Consider the following 23392-nt stretch of genomic DNA (forward strand, 5'->3'; position numbering starts at 1 on the left):
TTTCCAAGCCTTGAAAACGAAGTCGGGTTTGACCCCGCACATGTAAAAGAACGATTTATCGTTGTTAAAAGTTGCCCCGGAACCAGTGCATCACCCGGTCCAGAGCCTGTTTGATTCCCCCGTGTTCGAGTTCGCTGCGGTCGCCGGGCAAGTGATCCCGACCGAACAGCAGCAAACCCACCCCGGTTGCGTAAACCGGATTGCGTGCAACCTCGGTGAGCCCGCGCACGTTGTGCGGCAGACCCAGCCGAACCGGCACCTCGAAGATTTCCTCGGCCAGTTCCACCACGCCCGGAATCTTGGAGCTGCCGCCGGTGAGCACCACGCCGCCGGCGATCAGGTCGTAGAAGCCGCTGCGATGCAGCTCGCGCTTGATGAAGTCGCGGAACAGCTCCTCGTAGCGCGCGCGGATGACCTCACTCATCGCCTGCCGGGAAATGCGGCGCGGCGGATGGTCGCCGGTTGACGGCACCTCGATTTCCTCGTCGCGCTCCAGCATCTGCGGCAGCGCGCAGCCGTGCTTGATCTTGATCTCGCCGGCCGCCTGGGTCGGCGTGCGGAACATCGCGGCGATGTCGCGTGTGACGTATTCGCCGGCGATCGGCACCACCGCCGTATGGCGGATCGAACCGTCCTTGAAGATCGCGATGTCCGAAGTGCCGTGACCGATGTCGACCAGGCACACGCCGAGGTCGCGCTCGTCCGGCATCAGCACCGCATAGGAGGACGCCAGCGGCTCCAGGATCAGACGGTCGACCTGCAGACCGCAGCTCTCCACGCATTTGTGGATGTTCTGCGCGGCCGAGACCGAGACCGAGACCATGTGCACCTTGGCTTCGAGCCGCACGCCGAACATGCCGGCCGGTTCACGGATGCCCTCCTGTCCGTCGACCGACCATTCCTGCGGCACCACGTGCAGAACTTTCTGGTCGTTGGGGATCGGCACGGCACGCGCCGCGTCGATCACGCGTTCCTTGTCGGCCTCGCTGACCTCCTTGTTGCGCACCGCGACGATGCCCTGCGAATTGAAGGCCTTGACGTGGCTGCCGGAAATGCCGGCGTACACCGACTGCACGCGGCAGCCGGCCATCAGTTCGGCCTCTTCGATCGCACGCCGGATCGATTGCGTGGTCGCCTCGATATCCACCACCACGCCGCGCGACAATCCACGCGAGGGATGTGAGCCCAGGCCCACGATCTCCAGTGAACCGTCGGTGCCGATCTCGCCGACGATCGCCACGACCTTGGAGGTGCCGATATCCAGGCCGACAAGCAGATTCTTGGCGGTCCGTTTAGCCATTTTTTGCATCCTCTTCTTCCGTCGGCAGACGCCAGCCGACGGCGAATCCGTTGCTGTAGCGCAGGTCCACGTAGTTCACGCGTTCCAGTTCATTGACCAATGCGGGCAACACTTCGGTGGCGATGCGCTCGGCCTGCCGGGCCGGCGACTCACGCCCCAGGCGCAGCTCGACACCGTCAGCGGTGCCCATGTACCACTCGCCGCGCGCGTCCATGCGCACGCTGCGCGGGCTCAAGGGCGTGGCACCGAGCCGCTGCACCAGGGCCATGTAGGCGTCGAGCACCTCGAGCACTCGGCCGCCCGGCCCGTCGAGTCGCGGCAGGCTGTCGGACAGTTCTTCCGGCGCAGGCGGTGTGAACACCACGCCCTGTTCGGACAAGGCACCGGCCGCGCCCCAACGCGCAGCGGCCCGGTGCTCTGCCACTTTCACGCGCAGCACGCCGGGCCATGCGCGCGTCACGCGCGCACTGGCGATCCAGGGTTCGGACTCCAGCTTGTCCCGAATCGCGGCCAGATCCACGGCGAAGAAGCCGCCGCCGACCAAGGGTTCGATGCGCCCGCGCAGCTGCTGCGGCGAAACATGTGCGAAATCGCCATCCAGGCGCAGTTGTTCGATGCGCGGACCGCCGTTGTCCATCGCCTGCGTCACGGCCCAGGCCAGGGTGCACAGCCCGATCAGCGCCGCCACGAACGGCCAGGCGCGCAGCGAGGGTGGCAAGGGATTGACGGCGGCGTCGACCGGCGCGTCGAAAGTGATGGCCTCAGACGGCATCGGAGGTCTCCAGGCCGGCTTCGAGAATCCGCCAGCACAGTTCGTCGAAGTCGATGCCGGCGGTCTTGGCCGCCATCGGCACCAGCGAATGCGAGGTCATTCCGGGCAGCGTGTTGACCTCGATCAGATATTCACGGCCCTGTTCGTCGAGCAGAAAGTCGACGCGGCCCCAGCCGCTGCCGCCGATCAGCTCGAAGGCGCGCAGACACAGACTGCGCAGCTCCATCTCACGCGCCGGCGCCAGCCCGGCCGGGCAGTGATACTGGGTTTCGTCCGAGATGTATTTGGCGTGGTAGTCGTAGAACTCGGAGGCCGGCACGATGCGGATGATCGGCAGAGCCTCGCCGTCCAGAATCGAGCAGGTGTACTCCCCGCCGCCGATGTTGCGTTCCGCCAGTACCACACGCTGGCGTTCGTTGTACTCGCCGGCCGCCCGGCGGAATGCCGAAACCGCCGAGGAGGCGAAAGCAACCTTGCTGATGCCGACGCTGGAACCTTCGGCCGCCGGCTTCATGAAGTACGGATAGCCCAGCGTCTCGCCGGCCGCGAGGGCATCCTCGTTCGAGGCCAGCAGCATCCATTCCGGCGTAGGCAGACCTTCAGCCTTCCAGATGCGCTTGGTTCGCAGCTTGTCCATCGCCAGCGCCGAGGCAAGCACGCCGCAGCCGCCGTAGGCGATGCCCTGCAGATCCAGCAGCGCCTGCACGGTGCCGTCTTCGCCACCGGTGCCATGCATGATGTTGAAGGCGCGCTGATAACCCTGACGACCCAAGGCCAGCAGCGTGTCGCGATCGGCGTCGATCAGGGTGGCGTCGACGCCGCGACGCCGCAGCGCGGCATAGACGTTGGCACCGGACTGCAAGGAGACCTCGCGCTCGCTCGACCAACCGCCGCACAGCACGGCGACGCGGCCGAAGGCGCGCGGATCCTCGATCCGCGGTGAGGCGTGAGGCGTGAGGCGTGAGGCGTTCATGCTGCGTCTCCAACAAACCGGACCTCGGGCTGCAGCTTCACGCCGCGTTGGCGTTCCACTTCGGCTCGCACGAAATCGATCAGACGTTCGACGTCGGCCGCACGCGCACCGGCTTCGGTGACGATGAAGTTGGCGTGCATGGCCGACACCACGGCGCCACCGATGCGATGGCCCTTGAGTCCACAGGACTCGATCAAACGAGCGGCGTGATCGCCCTGCGGGTTGCGGAAGGTGCTGCCGGCGGTCGGCTTGCCCACCGGCTGCGTGGCGCGACGCTTGGTCAGCCAGGCCTTCATGTCGGCCGCGCCGGAGCCGTCCGCATCGGCGTCCAGGCGCAGACGCGCGGCGGTGAATCCGGCGAAGCCGGCCGGCGCAACCACATGACGGTAGCCGGTTTCGAAGGCCGCTTTCGGCAGCCATTCGAAATGCCCGTCGTCGAACAGCACTTCGACGGACTCCACGAAATCCCAGGTCTCGCCGCCGTGCGCGCCGGCGTTCATCGCCAGCGCGCCGCCGAGCGTGCCGGGCACGCCAATCAGGAAGCCGAGGCCGGCCAGTTTCGCGTCGGCGCAGGTCTTGGCGAGGCGTGCGCAGTGGGCGGCGGCACCGGCCTGCACCAGCCGGGACCCGGAAACAGCAAGCTCCGGGCGGATTTCGTCGAATCCGTCCTTCAGGCAGATCACCGTGCCGCGGATGCCGCCGTCGCGCACCAGCAGATTGCTGCCGAGACCGACCCAGCTCATCGGTTCGCTGTCCGGCAGTTGCCGCACGAAATCCGAAAGATCCTCGCGGTCCGCCGGCTCGAACCAACGGTCCGCCGGCCCACCGACGCGCCAGGAGGTATGCAGCGCCATCGACTCGCCGTACGCCAGGCGCCCGCGCACGCCGCTTTGCGGCTCCCGGATACGCTGCGCATTCATGCGCCACCCCCGAAGCGGTCGGCCAGCAGCCCCGGCAGGCTGCCGATATCGCCGGCACCCAGTGTCAACAACACGTCACCGTCACGCAGCACCGCCGCCAGCGCGTCGGGCAATTCGGCAAGCTTGTCCACGAATACGGGGGAAACCTTGCCGCGTGCCCGAATGCCGCGCGCCAGGCTGCGGCCATCGGCATTGGCGATCGGCGCTTCACCGGCGGCATAGACTTCGGTCAGCAGCAGTTCGTCGACGCTCGACAGCACCGCGCAGAAGTCGTCGAACAGATCGCGCGTGCGTGAGTAGCGGTGCGGCTGGAAGCTCACGACCAGCCGACGTCCCGGGTTGGCCGAACGCATCGCTTCGAAGGTGGCGGCGAGTTCGCGCGGGTGGTGACCGTAGTCGTCGACCAGGCGCACGCGCGCAGTACCGATCGTGATCTCGCCGTGCGATTCGCAGCGTCGTCCGATCCCCTGGAATTCGGCCAGCGCCTTGCGGATCGCCGTGAACGGCACATCGAGTTCATGCGCGATCGCCACGGCAACCAGCGCGTTCTCGACGTTGTGCCGTCCCGGCAGATTCAGGAACAGCGATTCGCGCTGACCATCCGGCGTCAGCACTTCGAAGCGGCTGCCCTCGCCATCGGACCGCACGTTCTCGGCGCGAATGTCGGCGTCCTCGGCGAAACCGTAGGTCAGCACCGGCCGACCCACTTCCGGCAGCATCTGGCGGACCACGGCGTCGTCGATGCACATCACCACCAGGCCATAGAACGGCAGCCGCGCCAGGAATTCGAGGAAGGTCGCACGCAGCCGCGCAAAGTCGCCGCCGTAGGTTTCCAGATGATCGGCGTCGATATTGGTGACCGCGGCGATCATCGGCGTCAGATGCAGGAACGAGGCATCGGATTCGTCGGCTTCGGCCACAAGGTAGTCGCCGGCGCCGAGCCGTGCATTGGTGCCGGCCGACTTGACGCGGCCGCCGACGACGAAGGTCGGGTCCAGTCCGCCTTCGGCGAGCGTGGCCGCGACCAGGCTCGTGGTCGTGGTCTTGCCGTGGGTGCCGGCGATGGCGATGCCGTAGCGGAAACGCATCAGCTCGGCCAGCATCTCGGCACGCCGCACCACCGGAATCAGCCGCCGGTGCGCCTCGACCACCTCGGCGTTGTCGGCCCTGACCGCGGTCGAGGCGACCACGACATCGGCCCCCTGAACATTGTCGGCAACGTGTTCGGAGAAAATGCGGGCACCCAGCGAGGCCAGCTGGCGCGTCACCGCCGAGTCCTTGAGATCGGAGCCGGAGACTTCGTAGCCCAGATTGATCAGCACCTCGGCGATTCCGGCCATGCCGGAACCCCCGATGCCGATCAGGTGTATGCGGCGCACGCGACGCATCGGCGCCGAGACCAGTCGTGCCATTCCGGCGGCATTCATCATTTGCGCGCCTCCTGCAACAACGTGCTGACGATCACGTCCAAGGCGCGCGGCCAGGCTGCCGCACGCGCCGCTTCGGACATGCGCAACAGCACCTCGCGGTCGGCCGTCAGCGCGCTCAGGCTGTCCGCCAGCCGTTCCGGCGTCAGCGCCGACTCGGCAATCATCTCGGCCGCGCCGGCGCCGACCAGATATTCGCCGTTGCGCGTCTGGTGATCGTCGGTGGCAAACGGAAACGGCACCAGCAGCGAAGCGCAGCCGGCTGCCGCCAGTTCCGCCACGGTCATCGCGCCGGACCGGCACAGCACCAGATCGGCCCAGGCATAGGCCGCCGGCATGTCTTCGATGAAGGCGTCGAGTCGCGCCTCCACGTTTGCTTCGCGATAGGACTGCTCGGCCACCTCGAGCGTGCGACCGGCCTGATGCCAGACCTGCGGGCGACGCTCGGCGGACATCTGCGCCAGGGCCTGTGGTACCCGTTCGTTCAGCGCCCGCGCGCCCTGGCTGCCGCCGAGTACGAGGACTCGAATCGCGCCGTCCCGACCCGCCAGCCGCTGCGCCGGTGCCGGCACCGCCGCGAAGCCGGCACGCACCGGATTGCCCACCGTCACGCCATTGCGGATCGAACCCGGGAAGGCTTGCAGAACCCGCCGCGCGAAGCGCGCGAGGATGCGGTTGGTGGTGCCCGGCGCGGCGTTCTGTTCGTGTATCACCAGCGGCTGGCGCATCAGCCAGGACGCGAGCCCGCCCGGACCGGCGACGTAGCCACCCATGCCCAGCACCACGTTCGGCTTGCGACGCCGCACCACGGCCAGCGCCTGAATCAGCGCCCGGCCCACGGCCAGCGGCGCAGTCAGCAGACTGAGCATGCCCTTGCCGCGCAGGCCGGCCACACGGATCCATTCGACCTCGATGCCGTGGGCCGGCACCACGCGCGCTTCCAGCCCGGCCTGGGTGCCCATCCAGAACACCTCATGCCCCAGCTCGCGCAGGCGCTGCGCGACGGCGAGTGCCGGAAACACGTGCCCGCCGGTGCCGCCGGCCAGGATCATCGCCTTCATGTGCGCACCCCGGTGGGACGCCCGGCGACGGCGCGGCGGTTCTCGTGATCCACGCGCAGAATCAGTGCCAGCATCGCGCAGAAGGTGATCAGGCTGGAGCCGCCGTAGGACAGCAGCGGCAGGGTCAGACCCTTGGTCGGCAGCAGGCCGGTGTTGACGGCGAGATTGAGCATCGCCTGACCGCCGATCCAGCCGGTAAGCCCATAACAAAGGTAGGCGCGGAAGCGCTCGCCCTGCTGCTCGGCGACACGGCCGATTTCGAAGCCGCGCCAGCTCAGTACACCGTACAAGGCCAGCAGCACCACGGTGCCGGCGAGTCCGAATTCCTCGGCATAGATCGCGTAGATGAAGTCGGTGTACTGCTCCGGCAGGTACAGCAGCTTCTGTACGCTGTTGCCGAGCCCGACGCCAAACCATTCGCCGCGCCCGATCGCGATCAGTGACTGCGACAGCTGCCAGCCGGTATTCTCGATATCCGCAAACGGATCGCGGAAGCTGAGAATGCGCCGCAGGCGATAGGCCTGCGAGGTCGCCAGATAGGCGAAGGCGCCGCCGGCCGCCAGCACTGGCAAAAACAGGTACAGCAGGCGCGCGCCGGCCAGGAACAGCATCAGGAACACCACGCCCGCGAGCACCGCGGCGGCGCCGAAATCCGGCTCCAGCAACAGCAGGCCGCAGGCCAGCCCGATCGGGAACAGCGGCCGCATCAGGCCGCTCAGGGAATTCTGGAACGCCGCCTGACGCCGCACCAGATAGCCGGCCAGATAGACTACCAGCGCCAACCGCGCCGGCTCCGATGCCTGCAGGCTGAACAGCGGCAGATGAATCCAGCGGCGCGCGCCGTTGACCTCGCGCCCGACGCCGGGAATCAGCACCAGCATCAGCAGGAACAGCGCCAGCGCCAGCAGCCAGAAACCATTGCGTGCCCACACTGACATCGGCACGCAGAACAGCCCGGCACCGACCGCCAATCCCATCGCGGTATAGATCAGCTGACGGAAGAAGTAGTACATCGGGTTGCCGGTCATCGACTCGGCGACGGCCACCGACGCGGAAGCCACCATCACCAGACCCAGGGCCATCAGCGTGGCCACGGCCAGACAGAACGGCCGATCGAGCTGGCGCGGCGACACCACGAAGTGCAGACGCAGGGCATCGAAGGTGGCGGCGGCGTTCATTCCGCACCCTGCCTGGCAAGCTGCGCGAAACGCAGTCCACGTTCGATGTAGTTGCTGAACTGGTCGAGACTGGCACAGGCCGGGCTCAGCAATACCTGGTCCCCCGGTTGGGCGCAGTCGCGCGCTTCGCGCACGGCTTCGTCGAGCGTATGCACGCGCGACACCGGCAAGGCGCCGACAAGTCCGCGCTGCAGCTTGTCGGCGTCCTCGCCGTAGACGATCGCGGCACGGCCCTTTTCGGCGAGCGGCGGCCGCAGCGGCGAGAAGTCCTGACCCTTGCCCCGACCGCCTCCGAGCCACACGATCGGACCCGAAAGGCCACGCAAGGCTGCCAGCGTGGAGCCCACGTTGGTGCCCTTGGAATCGTCGATCCAGGTCACGCCACCGGCGTCCGACACCCACTGGCAGCGATGCGGCAGGCCTGGGAATGCACGCAGCGCCTGCAGCGCCGGCGCCAGCGCGATACCGGCGGCTTCGCCCAGGGCCAGCGCGGCCAGGGCGTTGGCGGCATTGTGCAGTCCGATCATGCGAAGTTCGGACATGGCGAGGAGGCGCTGCGCGCCGCGCATCAGCCAGTTCTGGCCGTCGGCGTGCAGCAGACCATAGTGACCGTCCTGCGGCAGATCGAGGCCGAAGCTCAGCACGGCCGACGCCTGTTCCGCATTGCGCGAGGTGGCGACATCGTCACGATTGACCACCGCGACATCGGCACCGCGATAGATACCGGACTTGATGCGCCCGTAGTTCTCCATCGTGTGGTGCCGGTCGAGATGATCCTCGGACAGGTTGAGCACGGTCGCAGCGGTGCTGCGCAGACTATGCGTCGTTTCGAGCTGGAAGCTCGAAAGCTCCAGCACGTAGAGGTCGGCACTCGCGTCGAGCAGATCGAGCACCGGCTTGCCGAGATTGCCGCCGAGCTTCACGTTCAGACCGGCGGCGCGCGCCATGTCACCGAGCAGTGTCGTGACGGTGGACTTGCCGTTGGACCCAGTGATGGCGATGACGGCCGGGTCCCGGGGAAGCGCGCGTGCGAACAATTCAACGTCGCCGAGAATCGGCACGCCGGCGGCGGCGAGCCTTTGCACGAACTCGTTGTCCAGCGAAACACCCGGCGACACGATGGCGCCGGCGAATCGGTTCAGCGGCTCCGGCGCAGAAAAGGCTCCAACGTGAAACGCCACTTGCGGGAAATCGGCACGCAGCGCTGCAAGGTCCGGCGGCGAGTCACGGCTGTCAGTCGCCAGACATACGGCGCCTTCACGCAGCAGATAGCGCAGCGCGGAAGTCCCGGACGCCCCGAGCCCGACAACGAGCCAGTGTTGTGCGCGAAAGCTCATCGCCGCACCTCCCCGGCATTTTCACCGGTCCCGAACAATGTCGGCCAGGTCGTCATCGGATCTTCAAGGTCGACAGACCGATCAGCACCAGAATCAGCGTCACGATCCAGAATCGGACGATGATCTTGGGTTCCGGCCAGCCCTTGAGTTCGAAGTGGTGGTGCAGCGGCGCCATGCGGAAGATGCGCTTCTTGCGCAGCTTGTAGCTGCCCACCTGCAGGGCCACCGACAGGGTTTCGGCGACGAATACGCCGCCCATGATCGCCAGCACCAGTTCCTGGCGAACCAGCACCGCGACCACACCCAGAGCCGCCCCCAGCGCCAGCGCGCCGACATCGCCCATGAACACCTGCGCGGGATAGGCGTTGAACCACAGGAAGCCGAGACCGGCGCCTGCGATGGCGGTGCAGAACGGCACCAGTTCGCCGACCCCGGCGATGTACGGAATGCTGAGGTAGTCGGCGAACTTGACGTTGCCGGTGCAGTAGGCGAAGGCGGCCAGCGCGCCGGCCACCAGCACCGTCGGCATGATCGCGAGACCGTCCAGGCCATCGGTGAGGTTCACGGCATTGCTGGAGCCCACGATCACCAGATAGGCCCAGAGCACGTAGAAACCGCCCAGCGGCACCATCACGTCCTTGACGAACGGGAAGATCAGCCCGGTTTCGGCCGGCGTCTGTGCGGTGAAGTACAAGGTGCCGGTGGCGGCGAACCCGGCCAGCGACAACCACAGATACTTGTGCTTGGCCGACAGGCCCATGGATTTGCCGTAGCGCACCTTCTTGTAATCGTCGACAAAACCGACCGCGCCGAAGGACATTGTCACCAGCCAGGCAATCCACACGAAACGGTTGGACAGATCGCTCCACAACAGCGTGCCGACGCTGACGGCAGCCAGGATCAGGGCACCGCCCATGGTCGGCGTGCCGGACTTCTTGAGGTGGGTCTGCGGACCGTCGTCGCGCACCACCTGACCGATCTGGTGGAACTGCAGCCTGCGGATCATCCACGGGCCGAAGGCGAACGAGAACGCCAGCGCCGTGAGCACGCCGAGCACGGCACGCAGGCTCAGGTACTGGAATACCCGGAATCCGCTCTGGTATTGCTGCAGCCAGTCGCTCAAGTGGTACAGCATTCAGTGCCCTCCCCCGACGACGCTGCCCGTCAACGCCGCCACCACGCGTTCCATTCGCGCCGAGCGCGACCCCTTGACCAGCACCGAGACGCCGGGTTCGATCTCGTCCTGCAGCGTCCTTGCAAGCGTGTCCACATCCGCGAAGTCGCGGCCACCGCGACCAAAGCCCACACTGGCCGATCGGGCGTAGCGCCCGACCGAATAGAGCCGCTCTACGCCCAGGGACCGGGCCGCGAACCCGGCCTCCACATGCAGTTCGTCTGCGCCTTGTCCAAGCTCGGCCATATCGCCGAGCACCAGCCAGCGTGGCGGCGGGCATTGCGCCAGCACCTGCAAGGCGGCCTGCAGCGAGCTCGGATTGGCGTTGTAGGAATCGTCGAGCACGCGGGTGCCGTGTCGGCCCGCCTTCCAGGACAGGCGACCGTCGGCCGGCTGCACCTGCGCCAGCCCCTGCGCAATCTGATCCAGCTCCAGCCCGGCGGCCAGCGCCGCGGCCGTGGCGGCGAGTGCGTTGAGCACGTTGTGGCGGCCCGGCAGCGGCAGACGCAGGTCCGCGCGGGCGCCGAAGGCGTGGATCGTGAAGTGCATTTCGGCCGGCGCCTCGGCCGGCAGGCCCTGAATGTCTTCGGCGCGCACATCGGCGTCCGCCGACAGGCCGAAGCGAATCACCCGCGAACCGCCGGCCAGTTCGGTCCACAGCGGTGCCTGCACGTCATCGGCGTTGATGATCGCGACCGCCTCGTCGGCCAGGGCGGCGAACAGCTCGCCCTTGCCACGGGCCACGCCTTCGCGACTGCCGAAGCCTTCGAGGTGCGCATCCCCGGCCTGCGTGACCACCCCGATATTCGGCCGTGCGATGTCCGCCAGCTGTGCGATCTCGCCCCGATGATTGGCGCCCATTTCGATCACGGCAGCACGATGTTCGGCGCGCAGGCGGCACAGCGTCAGCGGAACGCCGATGTGATTGTTGTAGTTACCGGCCGTGGCCAGCACCGGTCCCAGCGGCGCCAGCACCGCGGCCAGCATCTGCTTGACCGTGGTCTTGCCATTGCTGCCGGTGACGCCGATCAGAGGAAGCGAAAACCCGGCGCGCCAGCTCGCGGCATAGGCCTGCAGCGCCGCCAAGGTGTCCGGCACCAGCAATTGCGGCAGCGGCAGATCCTGGGCACGGCTCACCAGAGCGGCAGCGGCGCCGCGTTCGACGGCCTTGGGCACGAAGGCATGTCCGTCGAAATTCGGGCCGGACAGGGCCACGAACAGTTCGCCCGGCGCGACGCTGCGGCTGTCGGTGGATACGCCGCTGAAGCTGCGCTCGAACAGCGCCTGGTCCCCGCTCAGCGCGGCACCGATCCGCACGGCAGCGGCGCGAGCGGTTTCCATCGTCGAGGGCTTGTTCGCATTCATGCCCGCAGCTCCAGGCCCAGCTGTTCCGCGACAAAACGACGGTCAGAGAAGTCGCGCCGCTGGTTCCCGACAATTTGGTAGTCCTCGTGACCCTTGCCGGCGACAACGATCACGTCCGCCGCGCCAGCCGAGGCGATCGCCTGAGCAATGGCGTCGGCGCGCTCGTGCACGACCGGTACCGACAGGCCAAGCGGCACGCCCTGGAGAATCTGTGCGGTGATGGCGGTCGGATCCTCGCTGCGTGGGTTGTCATCGGTGACCACAAGATGGTCCGCCAGTTCCGCCGCCACAGCGCCCATGAGCGGGCGCTTGCCACGATCACGATCGCCGCCGCATCCGAACACGCAGCTCAGCTCGCCCGTGCAATGCGCACGCGCCGCGCTCAGCACAGAGCGCAGCGCCTGCGGCGTGTGCGCGTAGTCGACAATCAGCAGGGGCCCACCGCCGACCGCACGAAAGCCCTCCATCCGACCCGGCACCGTGCAGCACGCGGCCAGCGCTTCGGCGGCCGATTCCAGGCGTGTCCCGCGCGACAGCAAGACCGCGAGCACCGCCAGCAGGTTGTCCACGTTGAAGCGCCCGAGCAGATGCGAGGCAATGCGAATCTCGCCGAAACTGCCGTACGCGGTGAAGGCCAGGCCTTCGAGATCGAAGTGCAGATCGCGCGCCAGCACATGGCGCCCCTGCGGTGCGGCCGATACGCCGTAGCCGATCACGTCGTCGAGCTCCCCGGCCCAGGCACGGCCGCGCGCATCGTCCAGATTCAGGATGGCGCTGCCGGGGCCGTCGAACAGGCGGCGCTTGGCCGCCGCATAGGCGGCCTCGCTGCCGTGGTAGTCGAGATGGTCGCGCCCGACATTGCTGAGCACGCGTGTGGCAAAGCGCACGCCGTCGGTGCGCCGCTGATCCAGGGCGTGCGAGGACACTTCGATCGCGACAGCCGCACAACCGGCGTCCGCCGCTTCGGCCAGCCAGCGCTGCAGCGTCACCGGATCGGGCGTGGTCTGGTCGCCGGCGTCGAGGCAGCTGATGCGCCCGTGGCCGAGCGTGCCGACATAGCCGCAGGCGACACCCAGCGTGTCGAGCGCCTGCGCCAACAGATAGGCGATCGAGGTCTTGCCGTCCGTGCCGGTGACGCCGATCACGTCCAGCGCCAGCGAGGGCTGGCCGTAAAATCGTGAGGCGATCGCGCTCGCCTGCGCGCCCAAACCGGGCACCGCGACCGTCGGCACGTTTGCAGTCGGTGCAGCCACGCCGGGAGCCGGTTCCCAGGCCACCGCGGCCGCGCCATTTGCCAATGCCCGGTCGAGATATTCCAGACCGTGAGCGCGCGTGCCGCGACAGGCCAGGAACAGCGTGCCCGGCGTGATGCTGCGGCTGTCCAGCGACAGGCCGGTGAGTGCGCAATCCGGTGCGGCCACAGCCAGCAATGCGGCCAGTTCGCGCACCGGCGCAGACAGGCGGCGCGCCATCACGAACGGGCTCCCGCGGCTTGGGCGCTGGCGGTCTGCTGCTCCGGCGTCTGGTCCGGCGCGATCTGCAACAGGCGCGCGGCGGCCTGCATCACACGCGCGAACACCGGCGCCGCGGTGAGACCGCCGTAATACCCCTTTTCGCTGGGCTCGTCGATCATCACCAAGCCGACCAGACGCGGCTGCTCGGCCGGCAGCATGCCGATGAACACGCCCTGATACTTGTTCTCGGCGTAGCCGCCGACGATCGGCTTGTGCACCGTGCCGGTCTTGCCGGCCACGCGGTAGCCGTTGACGGCGGCGCGTGTGCCGGTACCGCCCTGGTTGGTGACGCCTTCCATCAGGTAACGCACCGCACTGGCGGTTTCGGCCGAGACCGCACGCTGCGGCGGAATCTTCGGGCTGTCCTTGATGAACGTGATCTGGGGCATCAGGCCGTCGTTGGCGAGCCCGGAGTAGGCGCGCACCAGGTGCAGCGCGGTCACCGAGATGCCATAGCCGAAGGCGGCCGTGGCGGTCTCGATCGAACCCCAGCCGCGCCAATCCCGGAACACGCCCATGGATTCGCCAGGGAAACCCGAGTACAGCGGCTGGCCGAAACCGAAGGCCTCGAAACCGCGATAGACCTCCTCGGCGCCCATGCGCAGGCCGATCTTGGCGGCGGCGACATTGCTGGACTTGACCAGCATCCTCGACAGATTGACCACGCCATAGTCGTGGGTATCGCGCACCGTGTGTCCGGCCACCATCCAGTAGCCGGGGCGCGTGTCGATCGCCTCATCGGGATCGACCAGACCGGTTTCGATGCCTTCGGCCAGCAGCAACGGCTTGACCGTGGAGCCCGGTTCGAACACATCGGTCACGGCGCGGTTGCGCATGCCGTTGGAAGTGCGGTCTTCGAGGCGGTTGGGGTTGAAGCTCGGCTGGTTGGCGATCGCCAGCACCTCGCCGCTGACGGTGTCGACGACCACCATCAGGCCGCCCTTGGCCTTGTGCGCCTGCACCGCTGCCTTGAGTTCACGATAGGCCAGGTACTGCAGACGCAGGTCGATCGTCAGGCTCAGGTCCTCACCGGATTCGGCCGGCTTGAAGTCCGGTCCGTCCTCGACGATGCGACCGTCGCGCGCGCGAATCACGCGACGCGAACCCGGCGTGCCGGACAGCAGATTCTGCTGTGCGGCTTCCATGCCTTCCTGACCGATGCCGTCGATATTGGTGAAACCGACGAGGTTTCCGGCGACTTCTCCGGCCGGATAGAAGCGGCTGTACTCCCGCTGTGAGGACACGCCGGGCGCCTTGAGCGCCAGCACCCGTTCGGCGTCGGACGGCGCCATGTGGCGCTTCAGGTAGACGAACTGCCGCGTCTTGCGTGCTTCGAGAAACGCGCGCAACCCGGTTTCGCGCATCCCCACCAGCTTGGCCAGCGGCGCGATGTATTCGGCCTGTTCCAGCAGTTCACGCGGCACCACCCAGATCGATTCCACCGGCGCCGACAAGGCCAGCGGCTCGCCATTGCGATCCCGGATCGCACCGCGATGCGCCGGCACTTCCAGCGTACGCACCGCGCGCTTGTTGCCTTCGCGCTGCAGAAACTCGTTGTCCAGCACCTGCAGCTCGAAGGCGCGCGCCAGCACCGTGCCGCTGCCGGCGAGCAGCACGCACATCACGGCCCAGCGCCGCCAGGCACCGACCGCGCGCACTTCGGGGTTGAGCTTGACGCCGCGGCGGGGACTTCTCACGAGCCGTCTCCGGTGCGCGGCGCGGCCGCGCCGCGCTCGACGATGACGTAGCGCTGCGGTTCGGCCATGCCGAGCTTGCCGCGCGCCGCTTCCTCGATGCGACCGTGCGAAGCCTGCGTGGCTTCCTCAAGCTGCAACTGGCTCCATTCGACGCGCAGCTGTTCGTGCTCGGAGCGCAGCGCTTCCAGTTCGCTGACCAGACCGCGGTTCTCGTGCTTGACCTCGACCACCGCCAGCGCGGAGCCGATCACCAGCAACAACAGCAGAATCTGCACGGGGCGCGAGCTCATGGCAGGCGCTCCGCGATGCGCAGCACCGCGCTGCGCGAACGTGGGTTCGACGCCGTTTCCTGGTCGTCAGGGAACACTCGTCCGATGCTCTTGAGCGCAACCGCCGGGCCACTGCCCGGCACCGCCGCGCCCGTCACCGGATCGCGCTCGGACAATCCCGCGTCGCGGATGTAACGTTTGACAATGCGGTCTTCCAGCGAGTGGAAACTGATCACGCACAGGCGCCCACCCGGCACCAGCACCGAGGCGGCCGCGGCCAGCGCGCCCGGCAGCATCTCCAGCTCGCGATTGATATGAATGCGGATCGCCTGAAAACTGCGTGTGGCCGGGTGGATACGGCCACGCGGCCCCGGCACCGCCGCGGCGATGATGTCCGCGAGACGACCGGTGGTCTCGATGCGGCCCGCGCTCATGCGTTCCCGCACCACGGCACGTGCGATGCGCCGGCTGTGACGCTCTTCGCCGAGCCTCCACAGCACGTCCGCGATGTCGCGCTCACGCGCCTTGTCCAGCCACTCGGCGGCGGACTCCCCGGCACGAGGATCCATGCGCATATCCAGCGGACCGTCGCGCAGGAACGAGAATCCCCGTCCGGCATCGTCGAGTTGCGGCGAGGACACGCCCAGATCGAACAACACGCCGTCGATCTGCCCGGAAAAACCTTCGACTTGGGCGATTTCCGCGATGTGCTCGAAGCTGCAGGCATGAATCCGGAAATTGTCACGCGTACCGAAGCGCATCTGCGCGTACTGCGCGGCCTGAGGGTCCTGGTCGAAGGCATGAAGCTGACCGCTTTCACCAATGGCGGCGAGAATTTCGGCGCTATGCCCGCCGCGACCAAAGGTGGCGTCGACATAGCGGCCGCCCGCACGCAGCGCCAGACCGGCGAGCGCTTGCGCGAGCATCACCGGGCGGTGTGCGCTCATGGCCTCAACAGCGCTCGGCGCCGCGGGGAGCGTTGCGCAAATCCGGGCAGGAATCCGGGCAGACGTCTGGATATACCGGCGCGCGTCCCCGCGTAGATTGGCGAGGCTGGAGGGGCGGCTGTGCATGGATAATCACCGCCGAATGCGCTTGAGTGCCGAGCTGAGCCGCTGACGATCCGCCTGCTTCTCGCTTTCGCGCCGCTGCAGCGTCGCCTCGTCCCAGATGTCGAAGCGGCGGCGCTGGCCTTCGATGACGACGCGCCCCTTGAGTCCGACGCGTTCACGCAATACGGCCGGCAACACGATGCGCCCCTGGGCGTCGAAGTCCACCATGATCGAACCACCGAGGACTTCCTCCATCAGCAGTTCGCGCTCGTCGGCGTCGTCAATCGCTTCGATTTCTTCGGCGAGTTCCTCGAATCGAGGAGACGGATAGACCGCCACGTAGCTGCGGCCCTCGTCGGAATCGTAGGGTGTCAGGTAGAGCGGAACGCCTTCCATCTTCGTGAGCTGCGCGCGATACAAGGCCGGGACCGCGACGCGACCCTTATCGTCCATTGCAAGCGCGTACCGCCCTGTAAACACGAATCGGCTCCGAAAGTACCGCGACCGGACCTCCCTCGCTGACCGGATCGTCACTAGGGAGGACTCCCCACTGTCCCCCACTTCACCCCACTGAGGCAGGACTGTACTCCACCGCCCTGGGTGATGCAAGCAAAATCTCGTGACGAAACAAGAGCTTGGGAGAAATGCCTGGATGGAAATCATGAAACCACTGGAAACAGGCACTTAGAGAACTTTGTTCACGTAAGCGGCGAATTTCGGGCCGTGTTGGGGGCGCGCCGGGTATTGGCGCCTAAACCGCACGGGCACGCGCGCATCGCCCGGGCAAAGGCGGCGATCACCGCGCTGGGGCGAAGTGGGGCTTTGGGGAGAAAAATCCCGCCACGACGGGCTTAGCGCCGCCTTTTTGCGGACTCTTCGGCCTTTGCGAGCGAACGGCGGAAATCGAGTTGAAGCTGCTTCGCCATCCCGCCGAGGTCGAGTGCATGCCGCTGCGCAAGCTCGGGCAGGCGGGCGCGGACCCGAGCCCAGTCCGGCGGCCATGATGGATTGCAGAATGCGAGCACGACGCGGTTTTCGCTCACAGCATCGCGCAGAACCAGGATCTGTCCATCGAACACCCGGGCGATGCTGTCGATCATCGAGCCGATACGAGCGATCGTTCCCACCAGATTGCTGACCAGCACGCCGCCCGGCCGCAGCCGTGACCGGACCGAGGCGTAGAAGCTTTCGCTGCACAGACTTGGCGACAAGCCCACCGCATCGCAGCCGTCGACCAGCACGACATCGGCCGACTGGCGCGTGCTGGCGAAATAGGTTGCGGCATCGGCATGCACCAGACGCAGCCGCGCGCCCGGATTCGGTACGTGGAACAGGCTGGCCAGCTCGATCACCGTCCTCTCGATTTCGATCGTGATGATCCGCGCCTTCGGCAGTCCGCGATAGCAGGCCTTGGTCAGCGAGCCGCCGCCCAGGCCCACCAGCATGACGTGTCTGGGCTGGGGCTGGAACAGCAGAAAAGCCATCATCGAGCGGGTATACGCCAGATCCAGCGCGTCCGGCTCGTGCAGGCTCATGCGGCTCTGCGTGAAACGCTGGCCGATGTACAACTCACGATGTTCACCATTGTCGAGCACGTAGGGCTTGGGGTATTCGCCACGACGCAACTGCTGCAGCACCTCCATGATGCTGCTGTCCGCGGGTTCGCTCAGATAGGCCATGAATTCGCCCTCCGGCAGCGTCACCGGAACCTCCCAGATCTGGGATTCGGCGGCGGCCTGCCTGTCCTCGTCCTCCGAAGATGTCTGCTTGCGTCGCACGGCTGGGCTGCGAATCCTGTTGGCGTCAGTCGGCACAGGCGGCATGCCGAGGCACGCCGCCTGCATCGGGAATCAGGTGGGAGCCGGCCTGTAAGCCGGGTTCTGTCTAGATCTTGCGATCCGAAACAATCATTCCTCTGGGATCTGCGTCACCGCAGACCTCAAGCAGCCTACCCGGAAGGCGCGCGGGCCACGCGTCGGCGGCCGAAGCCGCCGTCCTTCCCTATTTGGCCTTGCTCCAGGCGGGGTTTACCGTGCCGCGAACCGTTGCCGGCCGCGCGGTGCGCTCTTACCGCACCTTTTCACCCTTACCGGCGCCGAAGCGCTTAGGCGGTCTGATCTCTGTGGCACTTTCCGTAGGCTCGCGCCCCCCAGGGGTTACCTGGCACCCTGCCCTGCGGAGCCCGGACTTTCCTCCATCACCTTGCGGCAACAGCGATTGTTCGGCCGACTCCCGGCGGGGATTCTACGCGATCCCGCTACTGGACCGGCGGCGCCGACATTTCCAGCGCGCGCTTGTACAGTGCGTTCTTGCGCTGACCCGTGAGTTCGGCGGCGACACGCGCCGCACGCGAGGGCTCCAGCTCGCTCAACAGCACGCGCAGGATGTGCTCGGCGTCGTCGGGCCGTTCGGCCTCCGCCGCGCCCTCGATCACCAGCACGAATTCGCCGCGTGTCCGGTTGCTGTCCTGCGTCAGCCACTGGCAAAGCCGCGCCGCCGTATCGGTGACCGATTGCTCGAAACGCTTGCTGAGCTCGCGCGCCAGGCAGATTCGCCGATCGGCCCCCAGCACCTCGGCGCAGTCCGTCAGACATTCAGCGATGCGGTGACTCGATTCGTAGACGATCAGGGTGTCGCGACAATCCGCCAGCGCTTCCAGGCGACTACGCCGCGCGCCGCGACGCGACGGCAGGAAGCCTTCGAACACGAAACGGTCGCTGGGCAGGCCGGACACCGACAGCGCGGCCACCACCGCGCAGGGCCCCGGCACGGTCATGACCGGAACCCCGGCGGCACGCGAGGCGCGCACCAGCGCGAAACCGGGATCGCTGACCAGCGGTGTGCCGGCGTCGGATACCAGCGCGAGGCTTTCGCCCGCCAGAAGACGCGCGACCAGCTTGCCGGCGATGTCCGTCTCATTGTGCTCGTGCAAAGCGATCAACCGAGCCCGCACACCGAAATGCGACAGCAGAGCGCCGGTTACGCGCGTGTCTTCGGCGCAGATCGCGTTCACCGCCGACAACACGCGCAGGGCGCGCGGCGAAAGATCGCCGAGATTTCCGATCGGCGTGGCCACGACATAAAGGTGTCCGTCCGACACCTCGGCAGAGGCCTGAGACGGATCGATGGCTGCGGAGTCTGTCTCAGTGCTGGCGGGCATCGGAGGATTCATGCGGATCGCGAAATATTGCAAGGCGGCGGCCGGTGCAGCTGCCGTCAACGTCAAGGTTCAGCCACGCGAGCGTGTCATACTTTACATCTATGCCCAACGCACACCGACTCCCGGCTCTGTTGCTGGCCGCCACGCTTTGCGCCTGCGGCAGTCTGCCTGCGCGCGCGCCGGTCGCGCCCCCGGCGCGGCCCAGTCCGGCGACGCCCGATTGGCTGGCCGAAGCGGAGGCTGCGCTCGATGCCGGCGATCCCTTGGCCGCCGATCGCGCGCTGTCGCGCGTCGACCCTTCGCGCCTGCCGAGCGAACAGGCGATTCGCTTCCAGATCGCCCAGGCGCGCTCGCTGTTGCTGGAAGATCAGCCACAGCTGGCCGAGCAGGCGCTGCCGGAACCCTGGGCGATCGGCAATCGCAGCCTCGCGGCCAATGTGGAATCAGTGCGTGCCGACACCCAGGCGCGCCTGGGCCTGACGGTCACCGCCGTCAGCACGCTGGTGCGGCGCGAGGCCCTGCTGGACACGCGCGTACAACTCGACCAGAACCGCGATCACATCTGGAGCGTGCTGATGCAGGCACCGCTCGATCCGTCGATCGAACCGCAACTCGCCAAGGCCGATCGCATCACACGCGGCTGGATCGATCTGGCGCGCATCATCCGGCGCTCGGCCGGTGCGCCACGTCCCAATGTACTGGCCGATTGGCGCGTGCAGTACCCGAACCATCCGGCCGAACTGGCGCGCGCGCAACAGGGACCGACCCAGGCCTGGCAATCCACGCAGTGGCAGAGCAGCGGCGGTCCGCTCAATCGAGTGGCCGTACTGCTGCCCTTGAGTGGACGCTACGCGGCGCCCGCCAGCGCGGTTCGCGAGGGCTTGTTCACGGCCTGGCTGCAGTCCGGTTTGCCGCGACCGTCCATCGACGTTTTTGACACCGGCGACAGCGACAGCAGTTTCGAGCAGGCCTATCGCGAAGCGATGTACAGCGGTGCGGACTTCATCATCGGCCCCCTGCAGAAGGAATACGTCGCGCGGCTCGCCGGCTCAGGCAGTTCAGTACCGGTGCTGGCGCTGAACTACCTCGATGCCAATCAATATGCGACCGGCCCGCTCTACCAGTTCGGCCTGGCGCCCGAGGACGAGGCCCGCCAGGCCGCAGAACAGGCGGTGTCCCAGAACCAGTCGCGCGCGATCGCGCTGGTACCGGAAGGAGACTGGGGCGACCGCGTCTATGCAGCATTCGCGGAACGTCTGTCCCAGCTTGGTGGCCATGTCGCGCATGTTCGCCGCTACAGCACCGGTCAAAGTGATTTCTCCGAGCAGATTCAGGACCTGCTGGCGCTGCGCGAAAGCCAGGATCGGCACAATGCACTGCGCGGCATCATCGGCTACTCCGCCGAATTCGAAACCCGTCCGCGCAGCGATGTCGATTTCGCGTTCGTGGCCGCCACGCCGACCCAGGCCCGCTCGATCCGCTCGCAGTTCCGTTACTTCCACGCCTCCGAACTGCCGATCTACGCCACCTCCATCGCCTATGACGGCAAGCGCGATCCCTCCAATGATCTCAGCGGACTGCGCTTTTGCGACATGCCCTGGATGCTGGACCGCAGCGGCCCGTGGCACGCGCTGCGCGCACAGATACAGCCCAGTCTGAGCCCGGCACTGCGTTCGCAGACGCGCCTGCTGGCACTGGGCTACGACGCCTACAAGCTGGCCGAGGCGCTCCAGGCCGGCCAGCTGTTTGCCGGCAGTTCGATCGACGGCGCCAGCGGATCATTGTCTCTGGACAACGGCAACAAGGTATCGCGCCATCTGCAGTGCGCCATCATCCACAATGGCGGTCTGCGCATGCTGCCGGCGCCGCCGGCAGCGCAGCCCAGTTCCACGACGTGGCCCTGAAAGCCGGTCAGGCAGCGGAAACCCTGGCCCAGCGCTGGCTTGAGGCGCAAGGCTTGAAACTCATCAGTCGCAACCAGCACGCGCGCAGCGGCGAGCTCGACCTGGTGATGCGGGACGGCGATACCGTGGCCGTGATCGAAGTCCGCCAGCGCCGCAGCAGCCATTTCGGCAGCGCCGCCGAGTCCGTGGATGCGCGCAAACGTGTGCGCATCGTCCAGGCCACGCGCAGCCTGATCGCGCGTCAACCGGAGCTGGCGCGTCATCCGATCCGCTTCGACGTGGTTGCGATCGACGGTGACGACCGGATCGAGTGGTTGCGAAACGCGTTCGACGCCGGGAACTGGGCCTGAGCCTGAGCGGCCAGGCTGTCCCGATGTAGCCCTCGCCGCGAATCGGTCACGAATTGGTTCGATTTTCATCGCGATTGAAAACGCGATCAGGCCTAGAACTGAAGTCTGATTTCTCGGACGAACTGGCCATGCCGACGCAAACGCTGACACGCCCTCGCTGGAGCGCATCCGCGGAAACGGACATCCCTGCCGCGCTGTTCCAGCGCCTGCTGGAAGTCGGACTGATGCGCAGCTCGGCACTGATCGTATTCGATGCCAATGCACGCGCCGTATACACCAGCCCGGCCGCCCGCAAGCTGCTGAGCTGTCCCTGCGGCGGCGCCGCAGATGACACGCCGGCCGAGTCCTCGCGAATCGCCTGCAATGCCTTCGAGTGGCTTGATGGCGCCCTGCGGCGCGCCGCCCGCGCAGGCGAGGAAGGGCCGGTGATCCGCTGCACGCACGAGGGTCGCGAACTCCAGCTGCGCGTTCGTGCCGTACCGGGCGGAATTCCGGGCCTGGGCGGCCACGCGGTACTACTGATTCGCAACCGGAACGAACGCCCACGCGTGTCGCACAGCGTGCTGCGTCGAACCTACGGCCTCACCGAAACCGAAGCGGCGCTGGCCGCGGAACTGGCAAGCGGCGCATCGACCCGTGACTTTGCCGCGATGCGCGGCATGTCCGTATTCACCGCGCGCACGCACCTCAAACGGGTGTTCTGCAAATGCGGCGTCAACAGCCAGAGCGAGCTGCTGCGGGAAATTCTGCTGGGTTTCGCGGTCGAGTGAACCCGAGCGACCGATCGCGCTACTTGACCACCCGCAGGTGGGAGCGGCCGGCCGGTTTGCCGGGTTCCGGCGATGGGCCCTGCGGCGGTGGCTCACCGTCCGGGTCCGCGGCTTCGACCTCGCCGAATACGATGCCTTCGCCGGATTCCTTGGCGAAAATCGCAAGCACGGCACCCGATGGCACCCAGATATCGAACGCGCGCCCCGAAAAACGGGCGCTGAAATAGATCGGATCGCTGTGAAGGTCCAAACCCTGCACCGCATTCATGCTGACATTGAGCGTAATCCGCCCGTCCTGGACAAATTCGCGCGGCACCACCACGCCATCGGCGTCGGCTGCGGCGACCAGGTGCGGGGTGTAACCATTGTCAGCGGCCCATTCGTAGATGGCGCGGATCAGATACGGACGTCGGGATTTGGCCATTGTTCCTTGGCGCGCCGGGCGCGCACTCAACTCAATTCAGGTTTGGCAAAGCCGGTTCTGCCACCGGCGATCACGCGGCGAGTGAACGTTCAACCGAAGACAGGCTGCGCTGAAAGGCTCCGCGCGAGAACAACTTTTCGGCGTAGGGGCCCATGCTCTCCACCGAATCCAGCGGAATCCCCAGCGACGGCAGGCGCCACAACAGCGGCGCCCAGGCGCAGTCGACACAGCTCAGGTCGCTGCCCATGAAAAAGCCACGCGTGGGGAAAACGCGCGCCAGACCGAGCAACTGTTCACGCAACAGCTTGCGTGAACGCTGCGCGCTCCGCGCGTTATCCGTGGAAAGCCCCTGCTCGGCCAGCGGATACAGTACCGATTCCAGCTGATGCAGGGCCATGCGCACACGTGCACGCCCGGCGGGCTCCACCGGCAACAACGGCGGATGCGGATAGCGCTCGTCCAGATATTCAGCGACCAGGCGGGCCGGATACAGCACGACTTCGCGGTCCGCCAGCGTAGGCAATACCTGAGACGGCGACAGCAGCAGCCAGTCCTCATTGGTCACGCCGGGACGTATCCATTCGATCGCCGCGCCGTCGATGTCCTTTTCGGCCGCGACCAGGCGCGCCCAGTGGCTGCCCAGATCGCTTTCGCCCGAAAACAGCAGTATCCCGGCGCGGCGCGCGGACAGCACCGCGCCGGGACTATCGCTTCCTGTCTGTCTGCTTCGGGCCGACATCCTCAC

At 66.9% G+C, this 23392-nt stretch carries 21 protein-coding genes, 1 other RNA gene and 1 pseudogene; 3 read left to right on the plus strand and 20 right to left on the minus strand.

Translation table 11 applies throughout. The annotated features are described in order from the left end of the window. Positions 1-64: 64 nt before the first annotated feature. From ftsA to rsmI, 18 genes and pseudogenes are all read right to left on the minus strand, one after another. Complete coding sequence (gene ftsA, locus RM530_RS14130; protein ID WP_311365898.1) at positions 65-1300, minus strand: cell division protein FtsA; 1236 nt, start codon at positions 1298-1300, stop codon at positions 65-67. Next, a complete protein-coding gene (locus RM530_RS14135) occupies positions 1293-2072 on the minus strand; it encodes a cell division protein FtsQ/DivIB (protein WP_311365899.1) in 780 nt (259 codons plus the stop codon). Before RM530_RS14135 ends, ftsA begins: the two co-directional genes overlap by 8 nt. Beyond that, positions 2062-3045: a D-alanine--D-alanine ligase gene (locus RM530_RS14140; RefSeq protein WP_311365900.1), complete on the minus strand. Its 984-nt coding sequence runs from the start codon at positions 3043-3045 to the stop codon at positions 2062-2064. Before RM530_RS14140 ends, RM530_RS14135 begins: the two co-directional genes overlap by 11 nt. Beyond that, positions 3042-3965, minus strand: coding sequence for a UDP-N-acetylmuramate dehydrogenase (murB, locus tag RM530_RS14145; protein ID WP_311365901.1), 924 nt, complete (start codon positions 3963-3965; stop codon positions 3042-3044). The genes RM530_RS14140 and murB overlap by 4 nt, the downstream gene beginning before the upstream one ends. Then, entirely contained in the window at positions 3962-5392 is a 1431-nt protein-coding gene (murC, locus tag RM530_RS14150; protein ID WP_432276103.1) for a UDP-N-acetylmuramate--L-alanine ligase, read from the minus strand. Before murC ends, murB begins: the two co-directional genes overlap by 4 nt. Beyond that, entirely contained in the window at positions 5392-6453 is a 1062-nt protein-coding gene (gene murG, locus RM530_RS14155) for an undecaprenyldiphospho-muramoylpentapeptide beta-N-acetylglucosaminyltransferase (RefSeq protein WP_311365903.1), read from the minus strand. Before murG ends, murC begins: the two co-directional genes overlap by 1 nt. Beyond that, positions 6450-7631 carry a putative lipid II flippase FtsW gene (gene ftsW, locus RM530_RS14160; RefSeq protein ID WP_311365904.1) on the minus strand — a complete coding sequence of 394 codons (1182 nt, stop codon included), beginning with the start codon at positions 7629-7631 and terminating at the stop codon, positions 6450-6452. Before ftsW ends, murG begins: the two co-directional genes overlap by 4 nt. Continuing rightward, a complete protein-coding gene (murD, locus tag RM530_RS14165) occupies positions 7628-8968 on the minus strand; it encodes a UDP-N-acetylmuramoyl-L-alanine--D-glutamate ligase (RefSeq protein ID WP_311365905.1) in 1341 nt (446 codons plus the stop codon). The genes ftsW and murD overlap by 4 nt, the downstream gene beginning before the upstream one ends. Before the next feature lie 52 nt (positions 8969-9020). After that, a complete protein-coding gene (gene mraY, locus RM530_RS14170; protein ID WP_311365906.1) occupies positions 9021-10103 on the minus strand; it encodes a phospho-N-acetylmuramoyl-pentapeptide-transferase in 1083 nt (360 codons plus the stop codon). Continuing rightward, on the minus strand, positions 10104-11507 hold the full coding sequence (locus RM530_RS14175; protein ID WP_311365907.1) for a UDP-N-acetylmuramoyl-tripeptide--D-alanyl-D-alanine ligase: 1404 nt from the start codon (positions 11505-11507) through the stop codon (positions 10104-10106). Beyond that, positions 11503-12979 (minus strand): annotated as a pseudogene (locus RM530_RS14180) (UDP-N-acetylmuramoyl-L-alanyl-D-glutamate--2,6-diaminopimelate ligase); the annotation flags it as partial. The gene RM530_RS14175 and the pseudogene RM530_RS14180, both read right to left, overlap by 5 nt. Beyond that, positions 12979-14718 carry a peptidoglycan D,D-transpeptidase FtsI family protein gene (locus RM530_RS14185; RefSeq protein WP_311365909.1) on the minus strand — a complete coding sequence of 580 codons (1740 nt, stop codon included), beginning with the start codon at positions 14716-14718 and terminating at the stop codon, positions 12979-12981. The gene RM530_RS14185 and the pseudogene RM530_RS14180, both read right to left, overlap by 1 nt. After that, positions 14715-15008 (minus strand): cell division protein FtsL, encoded by a 294-nt coding sequence (gene ftsL / locus RM530_RS14190; protein WP_311365910.1) that lies wholly within the window; start codon positions 15006-15008, stop codon positions 14715-14717. The genes RM530_RS14185 and ftsL overlap by 4 nt, the downstream gene beginning before the upstream one ends. After that, positions 15005-15934, minus strand: a complete 930-nt coding sequence (gene rsmH, locus RM530_RS14195; RefSeq protein ID WP_311365911.1) for a 16S rRNA (cytosine(1402)-N(4))-methyltransferase RsmH — start codon at positions 15932-15934, stop codon at positions 15005-15007. The genes ftsL and rsmH overlap by 4 nt, the downstream gene beginning before the upstream one ends. A 132-nt stretch (positions 15935-16066) precedes the next feature. After that, entirely contained in the window at positions 16067-16492 is a 426-nt protein-coding gene (locus tag RM530_RS14200; RefSeq protein ID WP_311365912.1) for a division/cell wall cluster transcriptional repressor MraZ, read from the minus strand. Between the two features lie 398 nt (positions 16493-16890). Continuing rightward, a complete protein-coding gene (locus tag RM530_RS14205; protein ID WP_311365913.1) occupies positions 16891-17817 on the minus strand; it encodes a fused MFS/spermidine synthase in 927 nt (308 codons plus the stop codon). Between the two features lie 75 nt (positions 17818-17892). Then, positions 17893-18272, minus strand: an RNA gene (gene rnpB / locus RM530_RS14210) — RNase P RNA component class A. A gap of 24 nt (positions 18273-18296) precedes the next feature. Next, positions 18297-19199: a 16S rRNA (cytidine(1402)-2'-O)-methyltransferase gene (rsmI, locus tag RM530_RS14215; protein WP_311365914.1), complete on the minus strand. Its 903-nt coding sequence runs from the start codon at positions 19197-19199 to the stop codon at positions 18297-18299. Positions 19200-19300: 101 nt separating this feature from the next. Here rsmI and RM530_RS14220 point away from each other — a divergent pair, with 101 nt between their 5' ends. The 3 genes from RM530_RS14220 (at position 19301) to RM530_RS14230 (ending at position 22223) form a co-directional block, all read left to right on the plus strand. Next, complete coding sequence (locus RM530_RS14220) at positions 19301-21103, plus strand: penicillin-binding protein activator (RefSeq protein WP_311365915.1); 1803 nt, start codon at positions 19301-19303, stop codon at positions 21101-21103. After that, complete coding sequence (locus tag RM530_RS14225) at positions 21094-21453, plus strand: YraN family protein (protein ID WP_311365916.1); 360 nt, start codon at positions 21094-21096, stop codon at positions 21451-21453. The genes RM530_RS14220 and RM530_RS14225 overlap by 10 nt, the downstream gene beginning before the upstream one ends. Positions 21454-21581: 128 nt before the next feature. Then, positions 21582-22223 carry a helix-turn-helix transcriptional regulator gene (locus RM530_RS14230; protein ID WP_311365917.1) on the plus strand — a complete coding sequence of 214 codons (642 nt, stop codon included), beginning with the start codon at positions 21582-21584 and terminating at the stop codon, positions 22221-22223. Positions 22224-22242: 19 nt separating this feature from the next. Here the strand turns inward: RM530_RS14230 and RM530_RS14235 are convergent, their stop codons facing one another. Together RM530_RS14235 and RM530_RS14240 are read right to left on the minus strand one after the other, a co-directional pair. Further along, positions 22243-22647 carry a ClpXP protease specificity-enhancing factor gene (locus tag RM530_RS14235; protein WP_311365918.1) on the minus strand — a complete coding sequence of 135 codons (405 nt, stop codon included), beginning with the start codon at positions 22645-22647 and terminating at the stop codon, positions 22243-22245. Positions 22648-22717: 70 nt separating this feature from the next. Beyond that, positions 22718-23386, minus strand: a complete 669-nt coding sequence (locus RM530_RS14240) for a glutathione S-transferase N-terminal domain-containing protein (RefSeq protein WP_311365919.1) — start codon at positions 23384-23386, stop codon at positions 22718-22720. Positions 23387-23392: the final 6 nt, after the last annotated feature.

Source organism: Banduia mediterranea, assembly GCF_031846245.1.
Taxonomy (GTDB): domain Bacteria; phylum Pseudomonadota; class Gammaproteobacteria; order Nevskiales; family Nevskiaceae; genus Banduia; species Banduia mediterranea.

Excerpts from the sequence above, each read along its gene's own strand:
- ftsA (WP_311365898.1), bottom strand. The coding sequence starts at position 1,300 with ATGGCTAAACGGACCGCCAAGAATCTGCTTGTCGGCCTGGATATCGGC.
- RM530_RS14135 (WP_311365899.1), bottom strand. The coding sequence starts at position 2,072 with ATGCCGTCTGAGGCCATCACTTTCGACGCGCCGGTCGACGCCGCCGTC.
- RM530_RS14140 (WP_311365900.1), bottom strand. The coding sequence starts at position 3,045 with ATGAACGCCTCACGCCTCACGCCTCACGCCTCACCGCGGATCGAGGAT.
- murB (WP_311365901.1), bottom strand. The coding sequence starts at position 3,965 with ATGAATGCGCAGCGTATCCGGGAGCCGCAAAGCGGCGTGCGCGGGCGC.
- murC (WP_432276103.1), bottom strand. The coding sequence starts at position 5,392 with ATGAATGCCGCCGGAATGGCACGACTGGTCTCGGCGCCGATGCGTCGC.
- murG (WP_311365903.1), bottom strand. The coding sequence starts at position 6,453 with ATGAAGGCGATGATCCTGGCCGGCGGCACCGGCGGGCACGTGTTTCCG.
- ftsW (WP_311365904.1), bottom strand. The coding sequence starts at position 7,631 with ATGAACGCCGCCGCCACCTTCGATGCCCTGCGTCTGCACTTCGTGGTG.
- murD (WP_311365905.1), bottom strand. The coding sequence starts at position 8,968 with ATGAGCTTTCGCGCACAACACTGGCTCGTTGTCGGGCTCGGGGCGTCC.
- mraY (WP_311365906.1), bottom strand. The coding sequence starts at position 10,103 with ATGCTGTACCACTTGAGCGACTGGCTGCAGCAATACCAGAGCGGATTC.
- RM530_RS14175 (WP_311365907.1), bottom strand. The coding sequence starts at position 11,507 with ATGAATGCGAACAAGCCCTCGACGATGGAAACCGCTCGCGCCGCTGCC.
- ftsL (WP_311365910.1), bottom strand. The coding sequence starts at position 15,008 with ATGAGCTCGCGCCCCGTGCAGATTCTGCTGTTGTTGCTGGTGATCGGC.
- rsmH (WP_311365911.1), bottom strand. The coding sequence starts at position 15,934 with ATGAGCGCACACCGCCCGGTGATGCTCGCGCAAGCGCTCGCCGGTCTG.
- RM530_RS14200 (WP_311365912.1), bottom strand. The coding sequence starts at position 16,492 with ATGGACGATAAGGGTCGCGTCGCGGTCCCGGCCTTGTATCGCGCGCAG.
- rsmI (WP_311365914.1), bottom strand. The coding sequence starts at position 19,199 with ATGCCCGCCAGCACTGAGACAGACTCCGCAGCCATCGATCCGTCTCAG.
- RM530_RS14220 (WP_311365915.1), top strand. The coding sequence starts at position 19,301 with ATGCCCAACGCACACCGACTCCCGGCTCTGTTGCTGGCCGCCACGCTT.
- RM530_RS14230 (WP_311365917.1), top strand. The coding sequence starts at position 21,582 with ATGCCGACGCAAACGCTGACACGCCCTCGCTGGAGCGCATCCGCGGAA.
- RM530_RS14235 (WP_311365918.1), bottom strand. The coding sequence starts at position 22,647 with ATGGCCAAATCCCGACGTCCGTATCTGATCCGCGCCATCTACGAATGG.
- RM530_RS14240 (WP_311365919.1), bottom strand. The coding sequence starts at position 23,386 with ATGTCGGCCCGAAGCAGACAGACAGGAAGCGATAGTCCCGGCGCGGTG.